16 protein-coding genes and 1 pseudogene are annotated in these 21,805 nt (G+C 69.8%); 5 read left to right on the top strand and 12 right to left on the bottom strand.

Annotated features, from left to right (window positions below):
* Positions 1-1,692: type I polyketide synthase (locus tag SALPAC3_RS26290; RefSeq protein WP_018223795.1), on the bottom strand; the 1,692-nt coding region annotated here is incomplete at its 3' end.
* 612 nt (positions 1,693-2,304) lie between these two features.
* Between SALPAC3_RS26290 and SALPAC3_RS0124435 the strand changes: the two genes are divergently transcribed.
* On the top strand, positions 2,305-3,159 hold the full coding sequence (locus SALPAC3_RS0124435; RefSeq protein ID WP_018223794.1) for an isocitrate lyase/PEP mutase family protein: 855 nt from the start codon (positions 2,305-2,307) through the stop codon (positions 3,157-3,159).
* Between the two features lie 577 nt (positions 3,160-3,736).
* A complete protein-coding gene (locus SALPAC3_RS26285) occupies positions 3,737-4,501 on the top strand; it encodes a cytochrome P450 (RefSeq protein WP_232430545.1) in 765 nt (254 codons plus the stop codon).
* Positions 4,502-4,598: 97 nt separating this feature from the next.
* Here SALPAC3_RS26285 and SALPAC3_RS0124425 read toward each other — a convergent pair whose 3' ends face one another.
* The 4 genes from SALPAC3_RS0124425 to SALPAC3_RS0124405 form a co-directional block, all read right to left on the bottom strand.
* Positions 4,599-5,144: a hypothetical protein gene (locus SALPAC3_RS0124425; protein ID WP_018223792.1), complete on the bottom strand. Its 546-nt coding sequence runs from the start codon at positions 5,142-5,144 to the stop codon at positions 4,599-4,601.
* Positions 5,145-5,297: 153 nt separating this feature from the next.
* Positions 5,298-6,548, bottom strand: a complete 1,251-nt coding sequence (locus SALPAC3_RS0124420; RefSeq protein ID WP_018223791.1) for a vWA domain-containing protein — start codon at positions 6,546-6,548, stop codon at positions 5,298-5,300.
* Positions 6,545-7,789 carry an AAA family ATPase gene (locus SALPAC3_RS0124415; protein WP_018223790.1) on the bottom strand — a complete coding sequence of 415 codons (1,245 nt, stop codon included), beginning with the start codon at positions 7,787-7,789 and terminating at the stop codon, positions 6,545-6,547. Before SALPAC3_RS0124415 ends, SALPAC3_RS0124420 begins: the two co-directional genes overlap by 4 nt.
* Positions 7,790-7,851: 62 nt before the next feature.
* Positions 7,852-9,252 carry a hypothetical protein gene (locus SALPAC3_RS0124405; RefSeq protein WP_018223789.1) on the bottom strand — a complete coding sequence of 467 codons (1,401 nt, stop codon included), beginning with the start codon at positions 9,250-9,252 and terminating at the stop codon, positions 7,852-7,854.
* Between the two features lie 274 nt (positions 9,253-9,526).
* On the opposite strand from SALPAC3_RS0124405, the pseudogene SALPAC3_RS29140 reads away from it, so the two are divergent.
* The 3 genes and pseudogenes from SALPAC3_RS29140 to SALPAC3_RS0124380 all read left to right on the top strand — a co-directional run bounded on the left by SALPAC3_RS29140 (position 9,527) and on the right by SALPAC3_RS0124380 (position 13,046).
* Positions 9,527-10,304, top strand: a pseudogene (locus SALPAC3_RS29140) (SIR2 family NAD-dependent protein deacylase).
* Between the two features lie 1,093 nt (positions 10,305-11,397).
* A complete protein-coding gene (locus SALPAC3_RS0124385; RefSeq protein WP_018223787.1) occupies positions 11,398-12,195 on the top strand; it encodes an AfsR/SARP family transcriptional regulator in 798 nt (265 codons plus the stop codon).
* Positions 12,196-12,296: 101 nt separating this feature from the next.
* Positions 12,297-13,046, top strand: coding sequence for an SDR family NAD(P)-dependent oxidoreductase (locus SALPAC3_RS0124380; RefSeq protein WP_018223786.1), 750 nt, complete (start codon positions 12,297-12,299; stop codon positions 13,044-13,046).
* 199 nt (positions 13,047-13,245) lie between these two features.
* On the opposite strand, the gene SALPAC3_RS0124375 is transcribed toward SALPAC3_RS0124380, so the two are convergent.
* The 7 genes from SALPAC3_RS0124375 to SALPAC3_RS0124345 all read right to left on the bottom strand — a co-directional run bounded on the left by SALPAC3_RS0124375 (position 13,246) and on the right by SALPAC3_RS0124345 (position 21,758).
* A complete protein-coding gene (locus SALPAC3_RS0124375; RefSeq protein WP_018223785.1) occupies positions 13,246-13,617 on the bottom strand; it encodes an IS5 family transposase in 372 nt (123 codons plus the stop codon).
* A gap of 63 nt (positions 13,618-13,680) precedes the next feature.
* Positions 13,681-15,096, bottom strand: a complete 1,416-nt coding sequence (locus SALPAC3_RS0124370) for a class-II fumarase/aspartase family protein (RefSeq protein WP_018223784.1) — start codon at positions 15,094-15,096, stop codon at positions 13,681-13,683.
* Between the two features lie 18 nt (positions 15,097-15,114).
* Complete coding sequence (locus tag SALPAC3_RS0124365; RefSeq protein ID WP_018223783.1) at positions 15,115-16,269, bottom strand: Glu/Leu/Phe/Val dehydrogenase dimerization domain-containing protein; 1,155 nt, start codon at positions 16,267-16,269, stop codon at positions 15,115-15,117.
* Positions 16,266-17,654 (bottom strand): pyridoxal-phosphate dependent enzyme, encoded by a 1,389-nt coding sequence (locus tag SALPAC3_RS0124360; protein WP_018223782.1) that lies wholly within the window; start codon positions 17,652-17,654, stop codon positions 16,266-16,268. Before SALPAC3_RS0124360 ends, SALPAC3_RS0124365 begins: the two co-directional genes overlap by 4 nt.
* Positions 17,651-19,345: a thiamine pyrophosphate-binding protein gene (locus tag SALPAC3_RS0124355; RefSeq protein WP_018223781.1), complete on the bottom strand. Its 1,695-nt coding sequence runs from the start codon at positions 19,343-19,345 to the stop codon at positions 17,651-17,653. The genes SALPAC3_RS0124360 and SALPAC3_RS0124355 overlap by 4 nt, the downstream gene beginning before the upstream one ends.
* Positions 19,342-20,571: an ABC transporter substrate-binding protein gene (locus tag SALPAC3_RS0124350; RefSeq protein ID WP_018223780.1), complete on the bottom strand. Its 1,230-nt coding sequence runs from the start codon at positions 20,569-20,571 to the stop codon at positions 19,342-19,344. Before SALPAC3_RS0124350 ends, SALPAC3_RS0124355 begins: the two co-directional genes overlap by 4 nt.
* Positions 20,568-21,758, bottom strand: coding sequence for a sulfotransferase family protein (locus SALPAC3_RS0124345; protein WP_018223779.1), 1,191 nt, complete (start codon positions 21,756-21,758; stop codon positions 20,568-20,570). The genes SALPAC3_RS0124350 and SALPAC3_RS0124345 overlap by 4 nt, the downstream gene beginning before the upstream one ends.
* Positions 21,759-21,805 lie beyond the last annotated feature (47 nt).

The following is a 21,805-nucleotide window of genomic DNA, read 5'->3' as shown; positions in this document are numbered from 1 at the left end:
CCACTGCGCACCCTGACCCGTAAACAACACCGCCGTCCGACCCGACACCACCCGACCCGACACACCACCACCACCAACCAACTCCCCCAAACCCCCCACCAAACCCCCCACATCCCGACCCACCACCACACCCCGATAATCCAAACCCGCCCGACCCACACCCAACGAAAACCCCACATCCACCGCACGCTCATCGGTGTTGGCGGAGAACGCCGCGATGCTGCCCGCCTGCCGGGCGAGGCCTTCGGGCGAGCGTCCCGACACCGGCCAGAGGGTCACCGGTGGGGTCGGTTCCGTCTCCGGATCCTCGACCGGTGCTGCCTGCTCGATGATGAGGTGCACATTGGTGCCGCTGATGCCGAACGACGACACCCCAGCCCGGCGCGGCCGGTCCACCGCCGGCCACTCGACCGGCTCAGTGAGCAACCGGACATCGCCCGCGTCCCAATCAACCTGTCGCGACGGCGTCTCCACATGCAGCGTGCGCGGCAGCACCCCATGCCGCATCGCCATCACCATCTTGATCACACCAGCCACACCCGCCGCCGCCTGAGCATGCCCAAGATTCGACTTCACCGAACCCAACCACAACGGCAACTCCCGACCCTGACCATAAGTCGCAAGAATCGCCTGCGCCTCAATCGGATCACCCAACGTCGTACCCGTACCATGCGCCTCCACCACATCCACATCAGAAGCAGAAAGCCGCGCGTTGGCCAGGGCGTCGGCGATGACGCGACGTTGCGAGGGACCGTTGGGGGCGGTGAGGCCGCTGCTGGCGCCATCCTGGTTGACCGCGGTGCCGCGTACGACGGCCAGCACCCGGTGCCCGTTGCGCTGGGCGTCGCTGAGTCGCTCGACGAGCAGCAACCCGACGCCCTCGGCCCAACCGGTGCCGTCGGCGGCGGCAGCGAACGGCTTGCACCGGCCGTCGGAGGCCAGACCCCCTTGCCGGCTGAAGTCGACGAATGTCTCCGGGGTGGCCATCACCGTCGCGCCACCGGCCAGCGCCAGGGTGCACTCCTCCCGGCGCAGTGCCTGAATCGCCAGGTGTAGCGCGACCAGTGACGATGAGCAGGCGGTGTCCACCGTGATCGCCGGCCCCTCCAGGCCCAGCACGTACGCGACCCGACCGGAGAAGATGCTGCCGGCGTTGCCGTTGCTGAGAAAGCCCTCCAGCTCGGCGGGCACCGTCGGCAGCCGGGTCGAGTAGTCGTGGTACATGAGCCCGGCGAACACCCCGGTGCGGCTGCCGCGTACCGAGACCGGGTCAATGCCGGCCGACTCAAACGCCTCCCAGGACGCCTCCAGCAACAGCCGTTGCTGCGGGTCCATGGCCATCGCCTCACGCGGTGAAATGCCGAAGAATTCGGGGTCGAAAAGCGCGGCGTCGGAAAGGAAGCCGCCGCTCCGCGCGTACGTCTTGCCGACCTTGGAACGGTCGGGATCATAGATGTCCTCGGTGTTCCAGCCCCGATCGTCGGGGAAGTCGGAGACGGCGTCGACCCCCTCGACGAGGAGCTGCCACAGCGCCGCCGGACCATCCACACCACCCGGAAATCGGCAGCTCATACCGACGATCGCGATCGGGTCGTACTCTCGGCGCTCGGCATTGCGTAGCTGCCGGCGTGCCTCGCGCAGATCTGTGGTGGCCCGCTTCAGGTACCCGAGAAGCTTCTCCTCGTTCCCCATCTATGTCTCCCACCACTAGCCCAGCCGCAAAGCCCGGGCCAATTGCGACTCACGGGCCATCGGGACGGCAACTGTCGAAATAGCGAGCTTCTTCCGGCATTGTTGGTTGTTCGCGATGACCCTACGAAGCGGTGCACGCACCCCCAACCCCCTACCGCCCCCAGAGCGCCCCCTAGCTCCCGAGGTGGGTACCGAGGCAGCCGGCGCCGGCGTTTCGGCGGTGGGCGACGAGTCTCTGGCGGGATGGTGGAGAGTGCTGCTCCCACGGCCTGTCCCACTCCGGTCGGGACCGAACGCGGTCCAGGTCGTCCAGTCTTCTCCGCGATCGATCCATGCTCTCAGCTGGCTACGAGACCCCGTTCAGGATCCGCCTGTTGTGGGAGCCCGGCACCCGTGATGGGGCTGGAAGCGATCATCACGATGGGTACCAGACCCCGGCACACGCCGGGCAGGGGCACCGATACGCCCGCAGCAGGTGGGTTCACCACGACTACGCCGGCTGGCGGTAGTGTGGGCATCGGAATCATCAAGGGCAGCGATCTCACCACCCAAACACAAGCCGCAGAGGTTAGGAGCCATACCGAAGTAGTCGGACCGAGAAGGGTTCACCACATGCCGCTCGACCCCTCTGACCAGCACCGTCGCGCCGTCCAGTTCCGTGACCTGCACGCGGCCGCCGAGCCGTTCGTGATCCCGAACCCATGGGACGCGGGCACGGCTCGAATCCTCACCGGTCTCGGGTTCGCCGCCCTGGCGACCACAAGCGCGGGACTGGCCTTCGCACTCGGTCGCCAGGATGGCGCTAATCTCGTCAGCCGCGCGGAAACGCTGGCCAACGCGGCCGCAGTGGCCGAGGCCACGCACCTTCCCGTCTCCGCGGACCTCGAGAACGGCTTCGCCACCGACCCTGGCCAGATCGGTGAAACGATCCGGCTCGCCGCCGATGCGGGCCTGGTCGGCGGATCGATCGAAGATGCCACGGGGCGACCGGATTCGCCGGTGTTTCCGTTCGACCTGGCCGTGGAGCGCGTGGTCGCGGCGGTGGAGGCGGCCAAGGCCCTGCCGTTCCCGTTCATCCTTACGGCACGCGCGGAGAACTTCCTCTACGGCATTCCGGACCTCGACGACACTATCCGCCGTCTGCAGGCGTACGAGGCGGCAGGAGCGGACGTCCTGTACGCGCCGGGGCTGCCCGACCTCGCTGCGGTGCGGGCGGTGTGCACAGCGGTCGACCGACCAGTGAATGTGCTCGCGGGCGGGACGTGCCCGACCTGGACGGCGGCGGAACTCGCCGCGTGCGGGGTGCGCCGCATCAGCATCGGGTCCGCGCTGCCACGTGCCGCACTGGCCACCGTGCTCGCCGCGGCCACCGAGATCAAGGAGCGGGGTAGCTTCGGGTTCGCCGGCGACGCCCTCCCCTACCAGCAGGTCAATGCGATGATGGCGGATCCTGGGGAGCTCTCGTGATGGCCGTAGGCGCCACCGCGGTGGGGTGCGCGCGACGAGCCGTCGACACGGCGTTGGCGAGGGTCGGCCGAGCGGGGTGGAATGCCGACCGCGGCGACCGGAGCGTTGGCCGGCATCCGAGCGTGGCGCGCTGAACGCGTCGGCTGACAACGGTCGTCGTGAAGCTGATTTCAGGAGATCTCGGTAGTGTGCATGCCATCGCCCGTCGGGGCCGTCGTCCACCCGAACCCGTACCCGTACTACGCCGCCATGGTGGCGGAGCGCCCGTTGCACTTCGACGAGCAACTCGATACCTGGGTGGCGGAATCGGCCGCGGCGGTGCAGGCCGTGCTGACCGCCCCAGGTTGCCGGGTTCGTCCGCCTCACGAACCGGTGCCGCAAGGCATCACCGGTACACCGGCCGGTGACGTGTTCGGCAACCTGGTGCGGATGACCGACGGCGAGCCACAGAACCGGCTCAAAGCGATCGTCACCCAGACCCTCGGAGCCGTCGACCGGGACGACCGTCGCCGCGACGGCCGCACAGCGCGCCCAGCAGATCCTCAACGATCCGGTCCGCACGCCGTACGAACAGTTGATGTTCGAACTGCCTGCCCAGGTCGTGGCGATGCTGTGTGGCCTCGACCCGGCTGCCGGTGGTGAGGCCAGCCGGCTGGTGGGCCGTTTCGTGCAGTGTATTCCCGCCGCTGCCTCCCCTGAGCAACAGCAGCGGGCGGCGCGGGCAGCCGCCGGGCTGCAGGAGCTACTCGGCCCGAAGCTCGACGACACGCAGCACGGTCTCCTCGGTGACCTGGTGCGGATGGCAACCCAGGTCAACTGGACGGATCGAGCTCCCCTGCTGGCCAACGGGATCGGCTTCCTGTCCCAGACCTATGACGCCACCGCCGCCCTGATGGGCAACACCCTGCTTGCCCTGTCCCAGCAGGAACGCGAGCGGCCCGCCGGCGAGACAACCCTGGAGCGATTCGTGCGGGAGGTCATCCGCCACGATGCCCCGGTCCAGAACACCCGTCGCTTCACTACGACGCCGATCCGGCACGGTGCCGTCGAGGTGCCGGCCGGGCAGGCCATACTCGTGCTGCTCGCCGCCGCCAATCGCGATCCGGCGGCCAACCCCAACCCACACACGTTCCGCGCCGACCGGACCGCCCCCACCGTGTTCACCTTCAGCGCTGGGGCACACCGTCGCCCCGGCGAGATGCTGGCCGTGACCGTCGTGACGACGGTCGTCGAGCAGCTGCTGAAGGTTGGCTTCGAGCCGGCGAGCTTGTCCACGCAGGTGACCTACCGGCCATCGCCGAACACGCGGATCCCCGTGCTCACCGACCAGGCCGGTACATGATCGCCGCATCGCCCACCGCACTCACGCACCGGGCGGCGAGACGGTCGACGCCAGCGTATTCCGCGGGCGGCAGCGATGCGCCGGCGGCCGTCGGCCGCTACGGCCGTGCCGACCCGGAAGTCTCGGACGTCGACGAGCGAGCCGGGTCTGTCGGCCTGGCCTGCTGCGCCTCGATCGCCCGGATGTGCCGGTACGCGAACCACAACGGTGGGAACGCCCCGACGGCAAAGGACAGGTCCACCATGGTCCAGAACCACGGGATCTGCCGGAGCGGACCGCAGATCAACGCCAGCGGTACAATCCCGACGCAGGCGATCATGCCGAGCTGGACCACCCAGACGTTGCGCACCGGGTCGCGAAGTGGTCCCCAGAACGCCACCGCGAGCACCAGATGGGCGAAAGCGAGCCAATCCGTCCCGTACCGCATGAACGGGTGGCGGTCCCCGGTTTCGACCAGCCCGACGTGCACCCGCTCAATCCAACTGACCAGCGCCGGCAACTGGTCGGTGAACGGGTCGACCGCCCGCAGCAGCCAACGCACCTCGATCTCGAGTGGGAACGCGGTCACCCCACTCAGGAACAGCCCCACCACCACGACCCACAACCAGCCGCGAGTCCGCCGCAGGCGCTCCTCGACATACATGCCGCCAGGGTAGCGACGAGCTCCGAGGTGCCTGGCCGCGGACCACGACGTGAACCCACCCGAGTCGCCGGCAGCCACTCGTCATGTTCAGGTACCGCAGCAGCCCGCATCCGTCGAGGAACTCACCGCCGAACTGCGGGCGTTGGGTGAGGCTTACCGCCCGGTGGGAGCGGATCCGATGGTGACCACACGCGCCCACTCGGGCGGGGCGTCCGGCCGGTAGTCGGGATCGTCCTCGTTGTACCGAGCGGCACGATGGAACAGCCCCACGACCGTTCGGGAGGGTGGCCGTGAGGCCGGCCAGGGCGTCTGTCCGTCGGTCAGCACAACGATGACGTCCGGGCGTGGACGCTGCCGAAGCGCGCGAGCAAAGCCCGTGCGCAGATCCGTACCCCCACCTCCGATCAGCGGCATGCTCGCATCCCGGCACAGCGGGCGGACGATGTGGGCAGCCGCGTCGCACGGGAGGACGGTGACCAGGTCGCGACGGCCGCCCACGACCCGGGCGATCGCGGCGACCTCAAGCAGGGCGCTGCCGAGTTCGGCGTCGCTGACCGAGCCAGAGGTGTCGATGATGACGCAGACCCGCGGGAGTCGGCGTCGCAGCGCCGGCAGGACGACCCCGGGTATGCCGGCGGAGCGTCGCGCTGGCCGGCCGTAGGAGTAGTCCTCGCCCACGCCGGGCGCGGCGACCGCCGAGCGGACCGCCGCTCCGAGTAGTACCCGCCACGGCTGCGGTGGGTGGAATGCCTGTTCCGCCCACCGCCGCCAGCCCTGAGGGACGTTCCCCGGTTGGCCGGTGATGCCCTCGGCCACCCGGAACCGCACCATGTCCTGTTCCTGCGGGCTGAGCGCGTGCGCGCCGTCGGGTCCGAGGTCCCATCGCCGCCGCAGCCCGTCGGCGCCGCTGCCGCAGTCCAGCCATGCCAGGTGCTGGAATCGCGGGCCGAGCCGGAACTGCCGCAGATAGTCCTCCATCAGTTGTCCCTCCGGCAGCAGCAGCGAGCTCGGCTCGACCGCGCCTTCCGGGCGGGCCAGCCCGTCACCGAAGACGTCATCGTTGATCTCGCAGTCCGCGGCGATGTTCATCCGCAGCCGCTCCCCCGGCCCGGTCAGCCCGCGTTCCCGGGCAACCCGGTCGCCGCGCCCGTGGTGGTCGCGGAGCAGGTGCGAGACCTCGTGAACCCAGACTCCGGCGAGTTCCGCCACGGGTGTTCGGTCCACGAACGCGGGCGAGACGTAGCACCGCCAGTGTGGGTCCACCGCCATTGTCGGCACCCACCGGGACTCGACCACGTGCAGGGCGAACAGCGCCGTCGCGAGGTAGGGCCGCACCCGGGCGGCGTGCAGCCGGGCGGTGAAGAGCTTGTCTCGGTCCAGCGTTTCGGCGTGGTCGGTGCTCACCGACCGGTCCCCGCGACCGCCGCGACTCGGGCTGCCGTACGGTCGGCTCGGCGGGACAGGGACACCACACCGGTGAGCTGCTCGATGGACGCGGGCACGTCCCAGTCATCCTGGCGCAATCGGGCGAGGGTGGACGCGGGGACGACAACCAGGTCCGGGGCGCCAGTCTCCAGGGCCCGGACCAGCAGGGTCCAGGCCGCTTCCCAGCGGGACCGCTCCGGGCGGCGGCGTACCGCCTCCACCACGGCATCCAGAACGGCTTGGCGCAGGTCGCCGCGCTCGGGCAGGACGGCGATTGCCGGATCGGCGAGCAGCACCTCGGGGTCGGGAAGGTCCATCCGGTCCAGACCAGCCAGCAGCTCCAGACCTGGGCCGTCGCCCACGACGCCTCTGACCAGCATCGACAGCACCTCCCGGGAGGTGTCGGCCGCAGCGGCGAAGGCGATCAGGCGCAGGGTCATCTCCCAGCTGCGGGGCGACGGCCACGGACCACCGCGGCCGGCCTCGCTGGTGGGTAGACGGTGCACGAGCCCCGGGCGGGCCGACAGGAGTCCGCACACCGCGCGGCGGGCGAAGGTGACGGCCTCCGGCAGCCGCTCCGGGTCGAGCCGGGGCAGTTTGCCCCGGGGCCAGGTCCCGCCCAGACCGCGTACGACGACCTCGTGGTCGTGGGTCCACTGCAGGTGGACGAAGCGGTTGGCAAGCGGTGGGCTCAGCTCCCAGCCGTCCGTCGCCGAGGATCGTGGATTCGCTGCGGCCACGATGCGTACCCCGGCGGGTAGACGCAGACTGCCGATCCGCCGCTCGAGCACGAGACGGAGCAGGGCGGCCTGCACGGCCGGCGGGGCAGTCGACAGTTCGTCCAGGAACAACAGCCCACGACCGGCGTGTACCAGACGTACGGCCCAGTCTGGCGGGGCCATCGGAACGCCCTGGGTCGCCGGGTCGTCGCCGATGACCGGCAGCCCCGAGAAGTCGGACGGCTCATGGACGCTGGCGATCACCGTCGTAAGCGGCAGGTTCAGCGATGCGGCGAGCTGCGTCAGCGCGGCGGTCTTGCCGACTCCCGGCTCGCCCCACAGCAGGACCGGCAGGTCGGCGGCGACGGCCAGGGTCAGGGCCTCCAACTGCGTGTCGGACCGGGTTTCGGTGGTGGTGCGGGAAAGCAGCGCGAGTAGGTCGGCGGCAACGTCGAGCTGGGGCGCCGGGGCGGTGTCGATCGAGGTACAGGCGGATAGCATCTGAGATCACCTATGAGGTCGTGGTGGGCCCGCCAGGAGCCGGGCGACGGAGAGCCCGCTGGTCAGCGGGGGAACGTGTGGCGTGGGTGGTGGCGACGGTCATGCTTGGGCCGCCGGTTCCAAAAGGAGGGAGGTGGTCCGTGTCCGGTCAGTCCGGCTCGGAACAGCCCGTACGTGATCCGCCGCAGCGCGGCGTTCTCCAGTTCCTCCCGCAGGTTCCCGTTGCGGAGGAGCACGTTGGGTCCGAGTAGGGCCTCGACGGTGGCCAGCGCGCCGGCGGTGTCCCCGTGGTCCAGGCGGGCGCGGATGTCGGGAAGAAGCTCCGGTCGGCGGTGTGTCTCGTCGATTGCCTGTAGACAGGGCAGCGGGGTGCCGGTCAGCGCGGCCAGCAGTTCCTCCCGGCGGATCTGCGCCCCGTCGTGGTCAAGGGATGTGAGCACCCCGTTCACCAGGCCGATGCGGTGCCAGGCGCCCCGGCAGGACACGAGACGTGGCGCTGCCGCCGGGTCCGGAGATGCCGGGGTGAGGCCCACCCGATGGCCCGGCGCGAGCGCGGAGGCCACCAGCGGGTGGAGCCGGTCGACCTCGATCAGCCCGTGGCGTAGCAGCTCCAGGTCCGGCGCCATCCAGGTCGCCGCGTCGGGCAGCACCGGCAGCCCGGCGACCCGACCAGCCCGCGACGCCCCGGCGATCCGCGCCGTGGGAGGCCGCCGGTCGGCGCCGGCCGGAGCGACGTCCAGGAGCAGACGACGTCGAGGGCCGAGGCGCACCGCCACGGTGCCGCTGGTCTGGCCCACGGCATGGAGCAGCAGCGCCGCCTCGGCCGCCCACCGGTGCACTCCGTAACCGCATTCCCGCAGCGCATCCCATTGCGGATCAAGGCGAATCGCGGTGGCGGTGCCGGCGGCCAGCTCCGGTGCGCCAGCCCGAACCCGCAGTTCATCGGCGCTCCGGACGTCCCACAGGTGGCGGTGTAGGTCGAGGCGGAATCGACGGTCGGGACGCGCATGCGGATGCGGGCTATCGCCCTCGTCGCGGGATCCACACCACAGCGCCAGACTGATCCGCTGGCCCGCATCCGCCCAGGCCGGTGCCGTTCGGGCGACGAGGTGCACCTGCTTGGCATCGTTGTGTTCCGCCGGGCCGTACCGTGCCAGTGAGACGGTCAGGCCCGGGCGCAGCAGCCCGTCCGGAGCGATCCTCGGCATGTGCCAGCGCAGCAGGTCCGGCGCGAGATGCCGGAGATCAGCCCGGAGCCGGGCGGCCAGCTCACGGCCGTGGCAGTGAGCGACGGCGCGCAGGTCAAGGTCAACGTCGACACGAGCGGCGGCACAGGCCCCGGCCCAGTCACCGACGCGGCGACGAACGGTCGCGGCTTCGATCATGAAGGGTGGCACGGCGTACTCGCGTACCCGGCGCAGGAGAGAGAGGCGGGAATCCGCAGTCGCGGCCGGGGAGCGCATCAGCACTCACCTTCCGCGATCCGGACCCCCAATCTGAGAGAAAGATTCATCGCGGCGGAGTGTAGCGCTCCGCGGTGAGCTACGCCAGAGCCCAATCCATCCTGAACCGAGCTCCGCAACTGTCGAGTCGAGTGGCGCCCGAAGGGTGGTCCTGAACAGCTTCACTTCACGACCACCTGCGTCCATCGTCTGCCCTATGGCTTTCCGGCTGTCGCAGACGCCGCGTGGCCTGCCCGAAGCGTCGCGCTGCCGCGTCGTGGCAGGATCTCCTCGCATGGAAGGTGTTCTGCCGCACCGAGCTGCTCAACTCCTCGGCGAGGCCCGCCGGGTCGTCATCTTCACTGGTGCCGGGATGTCAGCAGAGAGCGGCGTTCCCACCTTCCGCGACGACCTCACCGGCCTGTGGGCGCGTTTCGACGCCCAGCAACTCGCCACCGCGGAGGCGTTCCGCACCGACCCGGACCTGGTCTGGGGCTGGTACGAATGGCGACGCGCCCGGGTACGCCGAGCCGAGCCCAATTCAGGGCACCTGGCCATCACCACCATCGAATCCCGAATCCCCGGCAGTACCGTCATCACGCAGAACGTCGACGACCTGCATGAACGCGCCGGCACCCAGGCCGTGATCCACCTACACGGCAGCCTCTTCACACCTCGCTGCGGGACGGCGGCTGCGCACCCGGGCGACCTTCCCAGACCCACCCGACGGGGAGCCAGCAGAACCGCACGAAGGCCGCCGCATCTCGCCGCCCCGGTGCGCCTACTGCCGGGCGCCCGTCCGCCCGGGCGTGGTGTGGTTCGGTGAGGCACTGCCCGAGGCCGCGTTGACCGCGGCGGTCGAAGCCGCCACCGCCTGCGACGTGCTGCTGACCGTCGGCACCTCCGGCGTCGTGTACCCGGCCGCCGCGATCCCCCAGATCGCGGCACGCTCAGGCGCCACCGTGATCCAGGTCAACCCCCAGCCGACCCCACTCGACCGGATCGCCGCCATCAACCTGCGCGGCACCGCCGCACAGGTCCTTTCGACCCTGGTCGCAACCGCATGGAGGTAACTCAGGATAGCGGCGCCCAGAGGGGCCCTGCACACCGTCGCGGTCCAAGTAGACAGGCACCCACCGGTGTGTCAGCTCACGGCTGTCGTCCCTCATACGCTTACCTCTGCCAGAAACACCGGCAACACCGAGGCGCATCCCCTAGGTCATCCATCCCCGCCCGGCAGCGACACTTCGTGATCACGTTCTGTCGATCCAGACCCGAATTCGCTCCCGCGTAGTTGAGCCATCAGATGTTACGCCTGCTGGACGTGCAGCCAGCGCGAAACGGTCCACACAATTCTGTCATCCGGCTGCTGAGTAAACCAAACACCCGAGACCGGATCCAGCTGTTCATCTCCGTCTACGAGGCGACCCTGATCACCGGGCCTGATCGGCACCTCTGCCCCTTATAAGTAGCTGGTCGCCCAGGGTCCCTTGATCTACAACGAACGGCACACGTAGCCGTAGGCGGCGAGTAGGTGGATCTGTGGGTACCGAAAGCCTCGCCATCCTGGTCACGATCATCCTGATCACTGAGGTGAGATAGCTGGTGTCGATGAGCGGCCGTGACCAGGGGTGCCGAGCTCCTCGCTCGGTGGCATCAGGTTCGTACATCGCCCGGTCATCGGGCCACCGCCCAGCCGCCTTGGCGCCTTTCCTGGTGCGGCGGCAGTAACGGCTGTGCGAGATGCCAGAACGCCTCGGGGCAGTACTTCTCCACGTCATCCACACCCGGTTAATGACCTTGCGCTTCAACAACACCAAATGACACACGGTCTAACGGGAGGACCCTGGCTGCGCTTTTGGCCTTCGAAACTCGCCAGGACATCTTAGATTGATAATCTTTCCTATTTGTGACAGGATTACTCAGAGATCCGACGGATTCGAACTCCATTGTGGCGATGGGCTTCCTCGTAGTGACGATTCGGGCATCACGGCCCGTAACAAACGGGCCCTCAGGGACAAAGACGCGCGAGGCAAGCGGTCAGCGATCGGCGTGTCCTGAAACGCTACCGGCCGTTCACGGAAGAATTAGCGATCTACCCGGCCAGAGTGGACGTGATTCATCCGACCGGTATTTTTCCGGCGTTCCAGATCGGAGAAGCAGGAAGTGACCAGTTTCCTGGTACTCGGAACCATAGAGGTCCGTACCCGCACCACTGTTCAGCGGATCACCGGGGTCATGAAGCAGACGCTGCTAGCTGCCCTGCTCGCCGCCGACAACCGGCCCGTGACCATCGAAGCCCTCTCCGAGGAGCTGTGGGGGCCAACGCCACCGGCCAAGATGGAGAACGCACTACAGGCCCAGGTCAGCCGCATTCGACGATTGCTCCACCGGCTGGAACCCGACCGCCCGGAAAGTCGTCTTATCACCACTGTGTCCAGCTACCGAATGATGGTTTCTTGGTCCGAGGTGGACGTGTTGTCGTTCGAACGCACCGTAAACACCATCCAGGACCGACCGTGTACGGACCTGAGGCGCGACATCCGCGACCTGCGCAGCGCGCTGGAGCTGTGGCGCGGCCCGATCTTCGGTGGTCTCGCCGGTGGTGCGATCTGCCAGGCAGCAGCCGCCCGCTACCGGCAAATCCGGACCACCGCCCTCGAACTGCTCTACGACCGGGAGCTGCGCAACGGCAACCAGGCCCGGATTATCCCCGAGCTGATGGGACTGATGGCCGAGAGCCCTACCAGCGAGCAATTGTGCAGCCTGCTCATGGTCGCGCTCTACCGCGCCGGGCGCCAAGCCGAGGCACTCGAGGTGTACCGCCACCTCCGCCGTCACCTCGCCGACGAGCTGGGTATGGAGACCTCGCCCGTGCTCCGGCGATACGAGAAGGCGATCCTCGACCACGATCCGCTGCTGTTCCAGCAGGCCGCCCCGCCGGTGTTCAGCAGGGGCGACTGACTACCGGCATCCCGGCGGCACGGGCCACAAGGACATCGACGGAGCCGCCCGGCCGCTACGATCGACACGTCCACGCGTCGGACAGGCCCTGGGAGGACCGGATGGCTCGGTTGGCGGTGGTGTCGGGAGGCGGAACCGGTATCGGCCGAGCGGTGGCAGCGGAGCTGGCCGCCGATGGTGCCGACGTCGTCATCCTCGGTCGCCGGCCGGAGCCGTTGCGGGCGGCCGCAGCGCAGATCAACGCCGATGTCGGGGCGCACCGGGTACGGTCGGTGCTGGCCGACCTCACCCAGGCCGAGCAGGTCCGCGCCGCCGCCGCGGACATCACCGACGGCGGCGCCATCGTCGACGTGCTGGTCAACAACGCCGGCGGCAACGTCGCTCCCGCCCCGCCGCAGGACCTGACCGAGGTCGGTGAGCACTGGCGGGCGAATATCGACGCCAACGTGCTGCCGGCGGCGCTGCTGACCCACGCGCTGCTGCCCGCGCTGCGGCGGCCCGGCGGTCGGATCGTCACCGTCACCTCGATCGCGGCCTTCCGCGGCCCTGCCACGTACGGCGGGGCCAAGGCGGCCCTGCATCCGTGGTCGCTCGAGCTGGCCAACCTGCTCGCGGCGGAAGGCGTCACCGTCAACGTCGTCGCGCCCGGCTACATCCCGGATACCGAGTTCTACGGCGACCGCATGTCGCCGGGATTCCACGCGAGCCGCGTACAGCAGTCGCCGATGCGTCGCGGCGGCGAGGTACGCGAGGTCGCCGCAGCCGTCGGCTTCCTGGCCAGCGAGTCGGCCGGCTTCGTCACCGGCCAGATCCTGCAGGTCAACGGCGGCGCGATCGCCGGGCGGGGCTGAGACCCTGTGTCATTTGGGGTTGTCGCCGCTCGATACGTTGTTGCCGGTCGGCGCCGGGTAGCGGACTAGAGCGCGGGCCAGGCGCAGGCATCCGAGGAAGTGGGAAGTCGGGCGATCCGCAGGATGATGTTGCGCTCGGGTACCGGTAGCCCGCCGCGTTCGCTGATCGCATGAATCTTGGAGTCGGGCCCGCCCCGGTCTACTGGGCTGGGCCCGGTCCGGTCCCCCTCCCGCGCGGACGGACGTGCGTACTGTCGATGCTCGCCCGCGACCAGTCGATCTGCGCGGCAAGGCCGAGCACGTCGAGCGTCGCCTGGTGCAGAGCTGCCATCACCCCAAGCTCGACCCATTCGGCGAACCGGCGGTGCGCGGTCCGCCAGTGCACCGGAAACGAGCCGGGAAGCGTGCGCCACGAGCAGCCGGAGCCCAGGACATACATGATCGCCGCGAGTATCGCCCGGTCGTCGGTCCGCCGCCGGCCGCCGCCTTGGTGCCTTTCCGGGTGCGGCGGCAGCAACGGCTGCGCGAGATGCCAGAACGCCTCCGGGCAGTACCTCTCCACGTCATCCACACCCGGTCAACGTATGACCTTGCGGTTCAACAGCCCCAACCGATACACGGCCTGAGCGCGCCGTCACGCCGACGAGCCCGTGCGCTGCGGGTCCAACCGCTTTCGCGCCTCGTCGACCGTCCGCATAGTCAACTCGGCGGACGCGCCGAGGTACGTCCCCGGGTCGAATACTTCCTCGATCGTGGTCGGTGCCATGGCGCTGATCAGGTCGGGGCGCTCGGCGAGCAGGTCGCGCACCCGCCGACCCTGCTGGAACGCCTCCTGGGTAATCTGATATACGAGTTCGTGCGCATGTTGCTTGCCGAACTGACGGCCCAACACCAGCATTAGCCGCTCCGACATGACCTGGTCGGCCACCGCGACAACGTTGCGCTCCAGACGGTCGGTGTTGATGGTCAGGCCTTCGACGCTCTCCAGGACCATCGCCAACGCGGCGAGACAGTAGTGGGAGACATCGGGCACGCACGCCCACTCCAGCCGCAACGAACGGGAGTCGCGTTCGTGGTCACCGATCATGGCCGCCAGCGCGAGACCGGACTGGGCGGCTGCCAGCCGGGCCATCACCACGGCCTGCTCGCAGCGTTCCGGATTGCGCTTGTGCGGCATCGTGCTGCTGCCCACCTTGCCGTGCCGCCACGCCTCCCGTACCTCGTTGAACTCCGGCCGCGACAGCGTCCGGACCTCGTCGGCGATCCGGCCGAGCGTGCCGGTCAGCATGGCCAGCCCGGTCACGAACTCGACAACCCGGTCACGGGCCACATGCCAGCCGACCGCCGGGACACGCAGCCCGAGTCGGGCTGCCACCCGTTCCAGTAGTTGCGGGCCGCGGTCACCGAACGCGGCCATGGTGCCCGAGCCGCCGAACAGCTGCACCACGAGGATCCGCTCCCGCATCTGGTCCAGCCGCTCGCGATGCCGCAGCAGCTCGTCCAGCCAGCTCGACAGCTTCAGCCCGAAGCCCATCGGCAACGCCGGCTGAGCGTGGGTGCGACCGAGGGCGACCGTGCCGGCGTGCCGCTCACAGAGCGCTGCCAACAGCGTGAGCAGCCGGTCGAGCGCCGGCTCGACCTCGTCGAGCACGTCACGCATCTCCAACGTCTGGCCGGTGTCCTGAATATCCTGGGTGGTCGCGCCGTAGTGGATGAACTGGCCCGCCTCCGGCCCGCAGGCGGTCTCGAAGACCCGCAGCAGTCCGACCAGAGAATGCCCTGAGCTCTCGATCTGCGCCTGCACCTCGTCCAGGTCGATATTGGACAGCGCTGCCGAGGTGGCGATCTGGTCCGCCACGCGCCGGGGTATCAGGTCAACCTCCGCCTCGGCCAACGCCAGGGCCGCCTCGATGTCGAGCCACCGCTGGTGCCGACAGGTGTCGCAGAAGATCCGCCGAGACGCCGGAGTGGCGTAGCGGTTGCCGTAGAACCGGGAGTCGGTGATGTGGCCTCGTTCGTGCCGGCAGCTGCCGGCTTGTGCCTCGGGCACAGCTCTACCTCGCCTTCGTCAGAGCTTGGCTTCGCTCAGGTACGGACAGCCGCCGTACGGCGGGGCGGCGGTGTCGATGCGGGCCGCGGCGGCCAGGTCCAGCGCCGCCTTCCGCGGGGTGAGGCCGTCACGGCGGGCGGTGTGGGCGATCTGCCCGATCAGCTCGCGCATGATGCCGGTCAACGTGTTAAGGACTTCCTGACCACTCGGTACCTGTCGCGGGCCGAACAACGCCTCCATCGACGCCGACCCCCCAATGCCACCGATGAAGTCCGGTACCACGAACACACCGCAGTGGTACAGGGCCTGCTCGGCCTCGGCGGACAACCCGCAGTTCGCCCCCACGACCACGGCGGGGAACTGGCAGCGCATTACCTGCGACATCGACATGGCGTCGGCGCAGGCGGCCAGCACCAACACGTCGGCCGGGGCGGCGAAGATGTCCTCCGGCCGGCCGCCCACGCCGAGCTGGGACACCGGTGTGCCGGTCGGGTCGGCCAGCATGCGGACGACGTCCAGGCCGGCGGAGTCAGTGACCGAACCGAACTCGTCGGCAACCGCGATGACACGCGCGCCGGCCTCGTGCAACGTCAGCGCCGTCGCCCGGCCCAGGTTGCCGAAACCTTGCACCGCACAGCGCAGCGGGCCCGACACGTCGATCACCCGTGCCGCGCCGACGACGGCGTGTGCGACCGCATGCCCAGCCCGGCGCTGGCTGACGGCCAACGGCCCGACCATCTCGTCCAACCGCGCCATCCGGGTGAAGAACTCCTCGTTGGTCAGCCCCTGTGCGGTGGCGATCGCGTACTTGATCGAGGGGACGCCGACGGTGCGGGCATGCTGTTGCAGCTCCGCCCACTCGGTGCCCATGTCGGGTCCCATACTGAACCGCGAGCCCAGCTCGTCACGGAGAAAGCCGACGAAGCCACGCAGCGCGGCGTCCTTGTCGGGACTACGCGGGTCGTGGTCCAGGCCACACTTCGCACCATCGATGTTGAGCCCCAGGACCCGCTGTTTCAACGTCATCCGTTGCGCGAGCCGGCCCAGCTCGGTGACGTCGAGCCCGGGCTGCACTCGGCAACCGCCTGCTGCCAGCGGCCGCTCGGCCCGGTCGTAGACCAGCCAGCCACGAAGGTCCGACCGGTGGTCTTCGTAGCTCAGCACAGTGGTCATGGTCGGTCGTCCTCCATCTGGGATCGACGCAGCAGCGCTGCCACCTCGCGGGCGGTTACGACGCCACGGAGCAGGCCGCCGTCGAGGACCAGTAGCGCACCGGCGGCGCGAAGCCGCCCGAGCACGTCGTCCAGCACCTCGCCGGCGCCGGCGTGCGGCAGGGGCGGATCGACGATCGGGCCGATGGCATCGTGCACCACCACCGCACCGGTGGCGAGCAGGTGGGCGAGGCCGGGCTCGGACACGGTGCCCGACACCTCGGCGAGCCGGATCGGCGGCTCCGCCGCCGTCACCGGGAGGTGGCGCAGACTGGTGTCGGCCATCAACTTCAGCGCGCCGGCGACCGTCTCCTGCGGATGCACGACAACGGCCGCCGGCCGGTCGGTCACCGTTTCGAGCGCGGCGCCGAGACAGCGCGCCGAGGTGGGGTCGGCAACAAAGCCGTACCGGCGCGCCCACCCCTCGTCAAAGATCTTCGACAGGTAGCCGCGGCCGCTGTCGGGCACGACGACCACGATCACGTCCTGCGGCTTGCACCGTCTGGCCAACCGCACCGCGGCGGCAACGGCCATGCCGCTGGAACCGCCAGCCAGAATTCCCTCCTCACACGCCAGCCGTCGGGCGTACAGCACCGAATCGCGATCGCTGACCGCCACCACCTCGTCGGGCACCGACGGGTCGTACGACCCGGGCAGCGACGGCTGGCCCACTCCCTCAACCAGGTACGGCCGGATCCCCGTGCCGCTGTAGACCGACCCCTCCGGGTCCGCCCCGACGACGCGCACCCGCCCGCCGGAGACCTCCTTGAGGTACTGGCCGATGCCGCTGATCGTGCCACCGGTGCCTATCCCGGCCACCAGGTGGGTGATCCGTCCGTCGGTCTGCGCCCAGATCTCCGGGCCGGTGCCGTAATAGTGTGAGTCCGGATTGGCGGGATTGGCGTACTGATTGGGCGAGTAGCCACCGGGGATCTCCGTGGCCAGCCGAGCGGCGACGCTGCGGTAGGAGTCCGGATGCTCCGGCGGCACGGTGGACGGGCACACAACCACCTCGGCGCCGTAGCCGCGCAGCAGTGCCCGCTTCTCCTCGGCTACCTTGTCGGGGCAGGTGAACACGCACCGATAGCCACGGGCCTGCGCCACCATCGCCAGCCCCACGCCGGTGTTGCCGGACGTCGGCTCGACGATCACCCCGCCTGGCCGCAGCTGGCCGACGGCCTCGGCCTCGGCCACCATGCGCAGCGCGATCCGGTCCTTTGCGGAGCCGCCGGGGTTGAGCGACTCCAGCTTGGCGAGCACCAGCGGCGCCAGGCCAGCGGAGATCCGGTTGAGCCGGACCAGCGGTGTGTTACCGATCAGGTCCACGATCGACTCGTGGTACCTCACGACGCCTCTCCCCCGGCACGGCGCGCTTCCGACACCGTCGACAGGCGGCGGTACGCGGTGATGAATTCGAGGCTGGTCCGCACCCACACCAGCGCGGGGCCGGGATTCGCGAGGGCCTTCACCAGGCACGGGCGCACTTCGTCCGGGTGCTGCACGGTGAATGCGAGCGCGCCGAACGCCTCGGCCAGCCGGGCGAAGTCCGGGTTGACCAGCTCGGTGCCGATCGGCCGGCCCGGATGATCACGTTCCTGCTGGAGGCGGATGGTGGCATAGCTGCGGTTGTCCGCGACCACGTAGGTGACCGGCACCTGTCGCTGCACCGCGGTTGTCAGCTCACCGAGGTTCATCACCAGTCCGCCGTCGCCGACCACCGCGACGGTCGGTACGGTCGCGTCCCGCAGTCCGGCCGCGACGCCGGCGCCAACAGCAAAGCCCATCGCGCTGGACGCGACGCCGAGCAGACGGCCGCGTTCGTCAAAGCGCACATACCGGTAGAGCCAGCTGGTAAACGTGCCGGAGTCGACCACCAGCGTGAGATGTCCGCCGGTCAACTCGTCGAGTGCCGCGGCGACCTCGCCGAACACCACACCGTCCGGCGCCGTGACGGGTCGCCAGACGGCCTTGTCGGCCTCGATCTGGTGCAGCCGGGCGATCCACTCGGCCCGGTCATCCGGTACGGCTGACTCTCTGGTCAGGTCGGTCAAAAACGTGGCGGGATCGCCCACGGCGCCGAGCGTGACCGGGTGGTAGGCGTCCAGCCAGGCCGGATCGGTGTGGACGTGGATCAGGGTCTGTCCCCGCGCGGGTAGCCGCCGCCGCAGCGTGGTGGTGCCGTCCAAAGCGGTGCCGACGGCCAGGATGACGTCGGCGGCGGCGAAGGCGCCGGCCTGCGCCGTGGGCGTGGCGTTGTGCAGGTGCCCGGCGTAGTGCGGGTGGCGGTTGGGCAGCAGGTGCTGGCACTTGTTGGCGGTGACCACCGGTACCGCCTGCCGTTCTGCGAACGCACGCACAGCGTGCCGGCCGCGCGGATGGTCAAGTTGCGGGCCGGCGATCAGCAGCGGGCGGCGCGCCCCGGCCATCAGCTCGGCAGCCCGGACCAACTCCGCCGCGCCGACCCGGGGCGGGGCGACCGCCGCTCGGCAGGCCGGCAGGGCAAGCGGGTCGGCGCGGCCGATGACGTCCTCCGGCACGGTCAGCACGACCGGTCCGGGCGTGCCGGACTCGGCGGTGCGCACGGCGCGGGCGACGAACTCGGCGGTGTCCGCCGGGTCGTGCAACGTCCACACCGCCTTGGCGATGCCGCCGAAGAGCCGGCCGCAGTCCACGCCCTGAAACGGGTCGCGGTCGGTATCGCGCCGCGGGACACCGCCCACCACAAGCAGCAACGGGACACCGTCTTCGCGGGCGGCATGCACGGCGATCGCGGCGTTGGCTGCGCCGGGCCCTCGGCTGACCAACGCGACCCCGACCCGGCCGGCAAGCTTGGCGTCGGCCAGCGCCATGAAGCCGGCCGACCCCTCGTGCCGGCAGGTCACCACGTCCACCCGGGGCTCGTCGTGCAGGGCGTCGAGGATCGGCAGGTAGCTCTCCCCGGCGACGCAGAAGACCCGATCGACGTCGTACTCCCGCAGGCTGGCCACGATGGTCGCGCCGGCCGGGACCGGTGCCGGCGCGCCGTCGGCGCCGGTCATACGCCGCCCCCGCCGGGCGCCCGGTACGGTGCCGTGGCCTCCGTCCGCGGGAAGATGATCGCCGACTCATCGAACGTCTGCCCCAACCGCTGGTACTGCAGTAGCACCAGCTCCGGCGCCACATGGTGCCAGTGCTCGGCGCCGCGCTCGTAGCGGATCGGACCGCGCCAGGTGTCGAACGGCATCCGCTCCAGCGCGTCGAGAACGCCGGCCCGGCTGCCCGACGAGGCGGCGACGGCCTGGGCGATGACGGTGACGTCGGTGAAGTGGGTCAGCGCGGTGTCCGGCGGAAACGATCCGTACCGGGTGCTGTACCGGTCAATGAACCAGTGCGCGACGTCGGTGAGTCCCTGCCACGACGGTCGGTAGCGCATCGCCGGCCACATGGTGCCGACGCCCGCCGGCCCCGAGAAGCGCCAGAAGTCCTCCGACCGCAGCGGGAAGCCGAAGGTCACCATCATCGGGGTGCCCGGCAGAATGCCCAGCGCCGCTGCCTGCTCGATGATCAGATAGTTCGTGCGGACGACGCCACCATTGATGAACAGGTCGGGCTCGAACTGCTGGATGCCTTTGAGCTGCTCGGTGAAGTTGTCGGTGTCGTCCTGTGGGAAGTCGAAGCGCAGGAATTCCATGCCGTGCCGCTCCGTGCCGTACCGGACCAGGGTGTCGGCCATCATCTGGCCGAAGACGGTGTCGGAGGCGATCAGACCGACCCGACGCATGCCCTGCGCGGCGGCGAAGTCGAGCATCACCGGCACCCGGTCGGCGATGCTGAAGTACGCGCGAAAGACGTTGCGACGTCGCTCTGCGGTGACGTCACTGTGCCCGTTCTCGATGAAGATCGGCACGTCGTAACGGGTCGCCACGTCGACCACCCACGGGGTGGTCCGCAGGTGCCACTGTCCGAGCACCGCGACCACGTCGTCAACGAGGGCAAGCTTTGTCATCTGCGCCGCCGACGAGCGGGCCATGCCCTCCTGCGCGGCGGTGGCCTGGTCGTCGTAGAGCACGAACTGCACGCCGCGACCGCCGACGAGGTCGTGCTCGCGGACGTACTCCGCGCCCAAACAGGCGCCCCGGACGATCAGTTCGCCGGCGATCGGGTCGCCCGGCGGCGTCAGCGGGGTGAGGATGCCGATGCGGACCGGGTCGTCCCCGGCGCTCCGGTTGACCTTCTCCACCATGGCGGTGGCGCGGGTACGGGGGTTGTCTGCGGTTGCGGTCACGATCGTCCTTCCTCGAACTCCGGGGTCAGCTCGAACTCGGTCAGGTAGCCGGAGAAGCGGTCCGCCAGTTCCGTCGGGCGCAGGCCAAACGGCTCGACCCGATACCGGTGGTGATCCCGCGGCCGACCGGCCCCAGCGATGACGAACCGGGTCATCGCGTCGCGGGCGGCGTGGGTCATCGGCACCCCGGCGTGGTCACACACCCGCTCGGCGACGCCGAGCGGGTGTGTCACGAGGTCCGCGTAGCGCACGTCCAGCGGCGCTCGGGCGGTCCCGCCTCGGCCGCGGCGCAGGCCGGGTAGCACCGCCGCCGCCCGCGCCAGCCACTCCTGGCCGATCTCGGCGGGGTCGACCTGGCGGGACCGGGCCGCCCGGATGGTCGCCGTCAGGCTGCACACGCTCGGTATGGCCACCGCCGGATCGCGATGCAGCCGGACCACCGTGGCGTCCGGGAAGCTCCGGGTCAGTTCATCGAGGTGCCACAGGTGCGACGGGCACTTCAGCAGCACCGCGTACGGCTCTGCCACGTCGGCGTCCGCAGTGGGCCGGGCGAGCAGACACTGTAGGGCGGCGCGGTGATGCGCGTAGGCGGGCGCCATCGGCTGTTCCGCCAGCCAGCCGAGATAGCCGGGCACCCGGTACCGCAGGCCGTAGATGAAGTGCCGGAACGTGTTGGCGGTCAGCCGGTGGCACTCCTCGCCGTGCCGCGCGTCGAGGTGATGGATGGTGCGGAAGCCGGGCGCCGCGCGGTAGTACTCCGCGACGTACCGCTCGCACTCGCGCACCAACTGCGGCTCCGGACGGGGATCCGCCGGGTGCATCAGCTCCCACAGCCTCGGCGTGCGCAGCCTTGGATGCCGGGACAGCAAGTTGTGCAGGAACGTGGTGCCGGTGCGGAGTAAACCCGTGATCACCAACGGCCGCGGCGGAGGGGGAAGAGGCCGGGACGCCACCATCTGGCGTACGCGGTGGTAACTGGTCAAGGCCTGCACGAGCGCCGCGCGGGTCCGGACGCGTCCGTCGTCGGTCAGCCGGGCCTCCGCGTCCAACGCGGCGGTGAGCTGGCGCAGTCCGGCGACGACCTCCGGATCCTCATCGGGCTCGCCACCCACCGGGTCCGAGGCCAGCCGGACCACCTCGTCAGGATCGAGCGACCGCGCATCGTTTCGGTCCGGTGAACGGGTCACGGTCCCTACCTTCCGCAACTAACTCGGGACGGCGACGGGTCGTTACG

The sequence above is a fragment of the Salinispora pacifica DSM 45544 genome, from assembly GCF_000378845.1.
GTDB lineage: Bacteria > Actinomycetota > Actinomycetes > Mycobacteriales > Micromonosporaceae > Micromonospora > Micromonospora pacifica.
The sequence above is the reverse complement of the archived record's forward strand: the minus strand, read 5'-3'. Positions and strand labels throughout refer to the sequence as shown.

Coding starts and splice junctions, on each gene's coding strand:
- SALPAC3_RS0124435 (WP_018223794.1), top strand. CDS start 2,305: ATGCCGCTCGACCCCTCTGACCAGCACCGTCGCGCCGTCCAGTTCCGT.
- SALPAC3_RS0124355 (WP_018223781.1), bottom strand. CDS start 19,345: ATGACCGGCGCCGACGGCGCGCCGGCACCGGTCCCGGCCGGCGCGACC.
- SALPAC3_RS0124365 (WP_018223783.1), bottom strand. CDS start 16,269: ATGACCACTGTGCTGAGCTACGAAGACCACCGGTCGGACCTTCGTGGC.
- SALPAC3_RS26285 (WP_232430545.1), top strand. CDS start 3,737: ATGTTCGAACTGCCTGCCCAGGTCGTGGCGATGCTGTGTGGCCTCGAC.
- SALPAC3_RS0124380 (WP_018223786.1), top strand. CDS start 12,297: ATGGCTCGGTTGGCGGTGGTGTCGGGAGGCGGAACCGGTATCGGCCGA.
- SALPAC3_RS0124425 (WP_018223792.1), bottom strand. CDS start 5,144: ATGTATGTCGAGGAGCGCCTGCGGCGGACTCGCGGCTGGTTGTGGGTC.
- SALPAC3_RS0124415 (WP_018223790.1), bottom strand. CDS start 7,789: ATGCTATCCGCCTGTACCTCGATCGACACCGCCCCGGCGCCCCAGCTC.
- SALPAC3_RS0124405 (WP_018223789.1), bottom strand. CDS start 9,252: ATGCGCTCCCCGGCCGCGACTGCGGATTCCCGCCTCTCTCTCCTGCGC.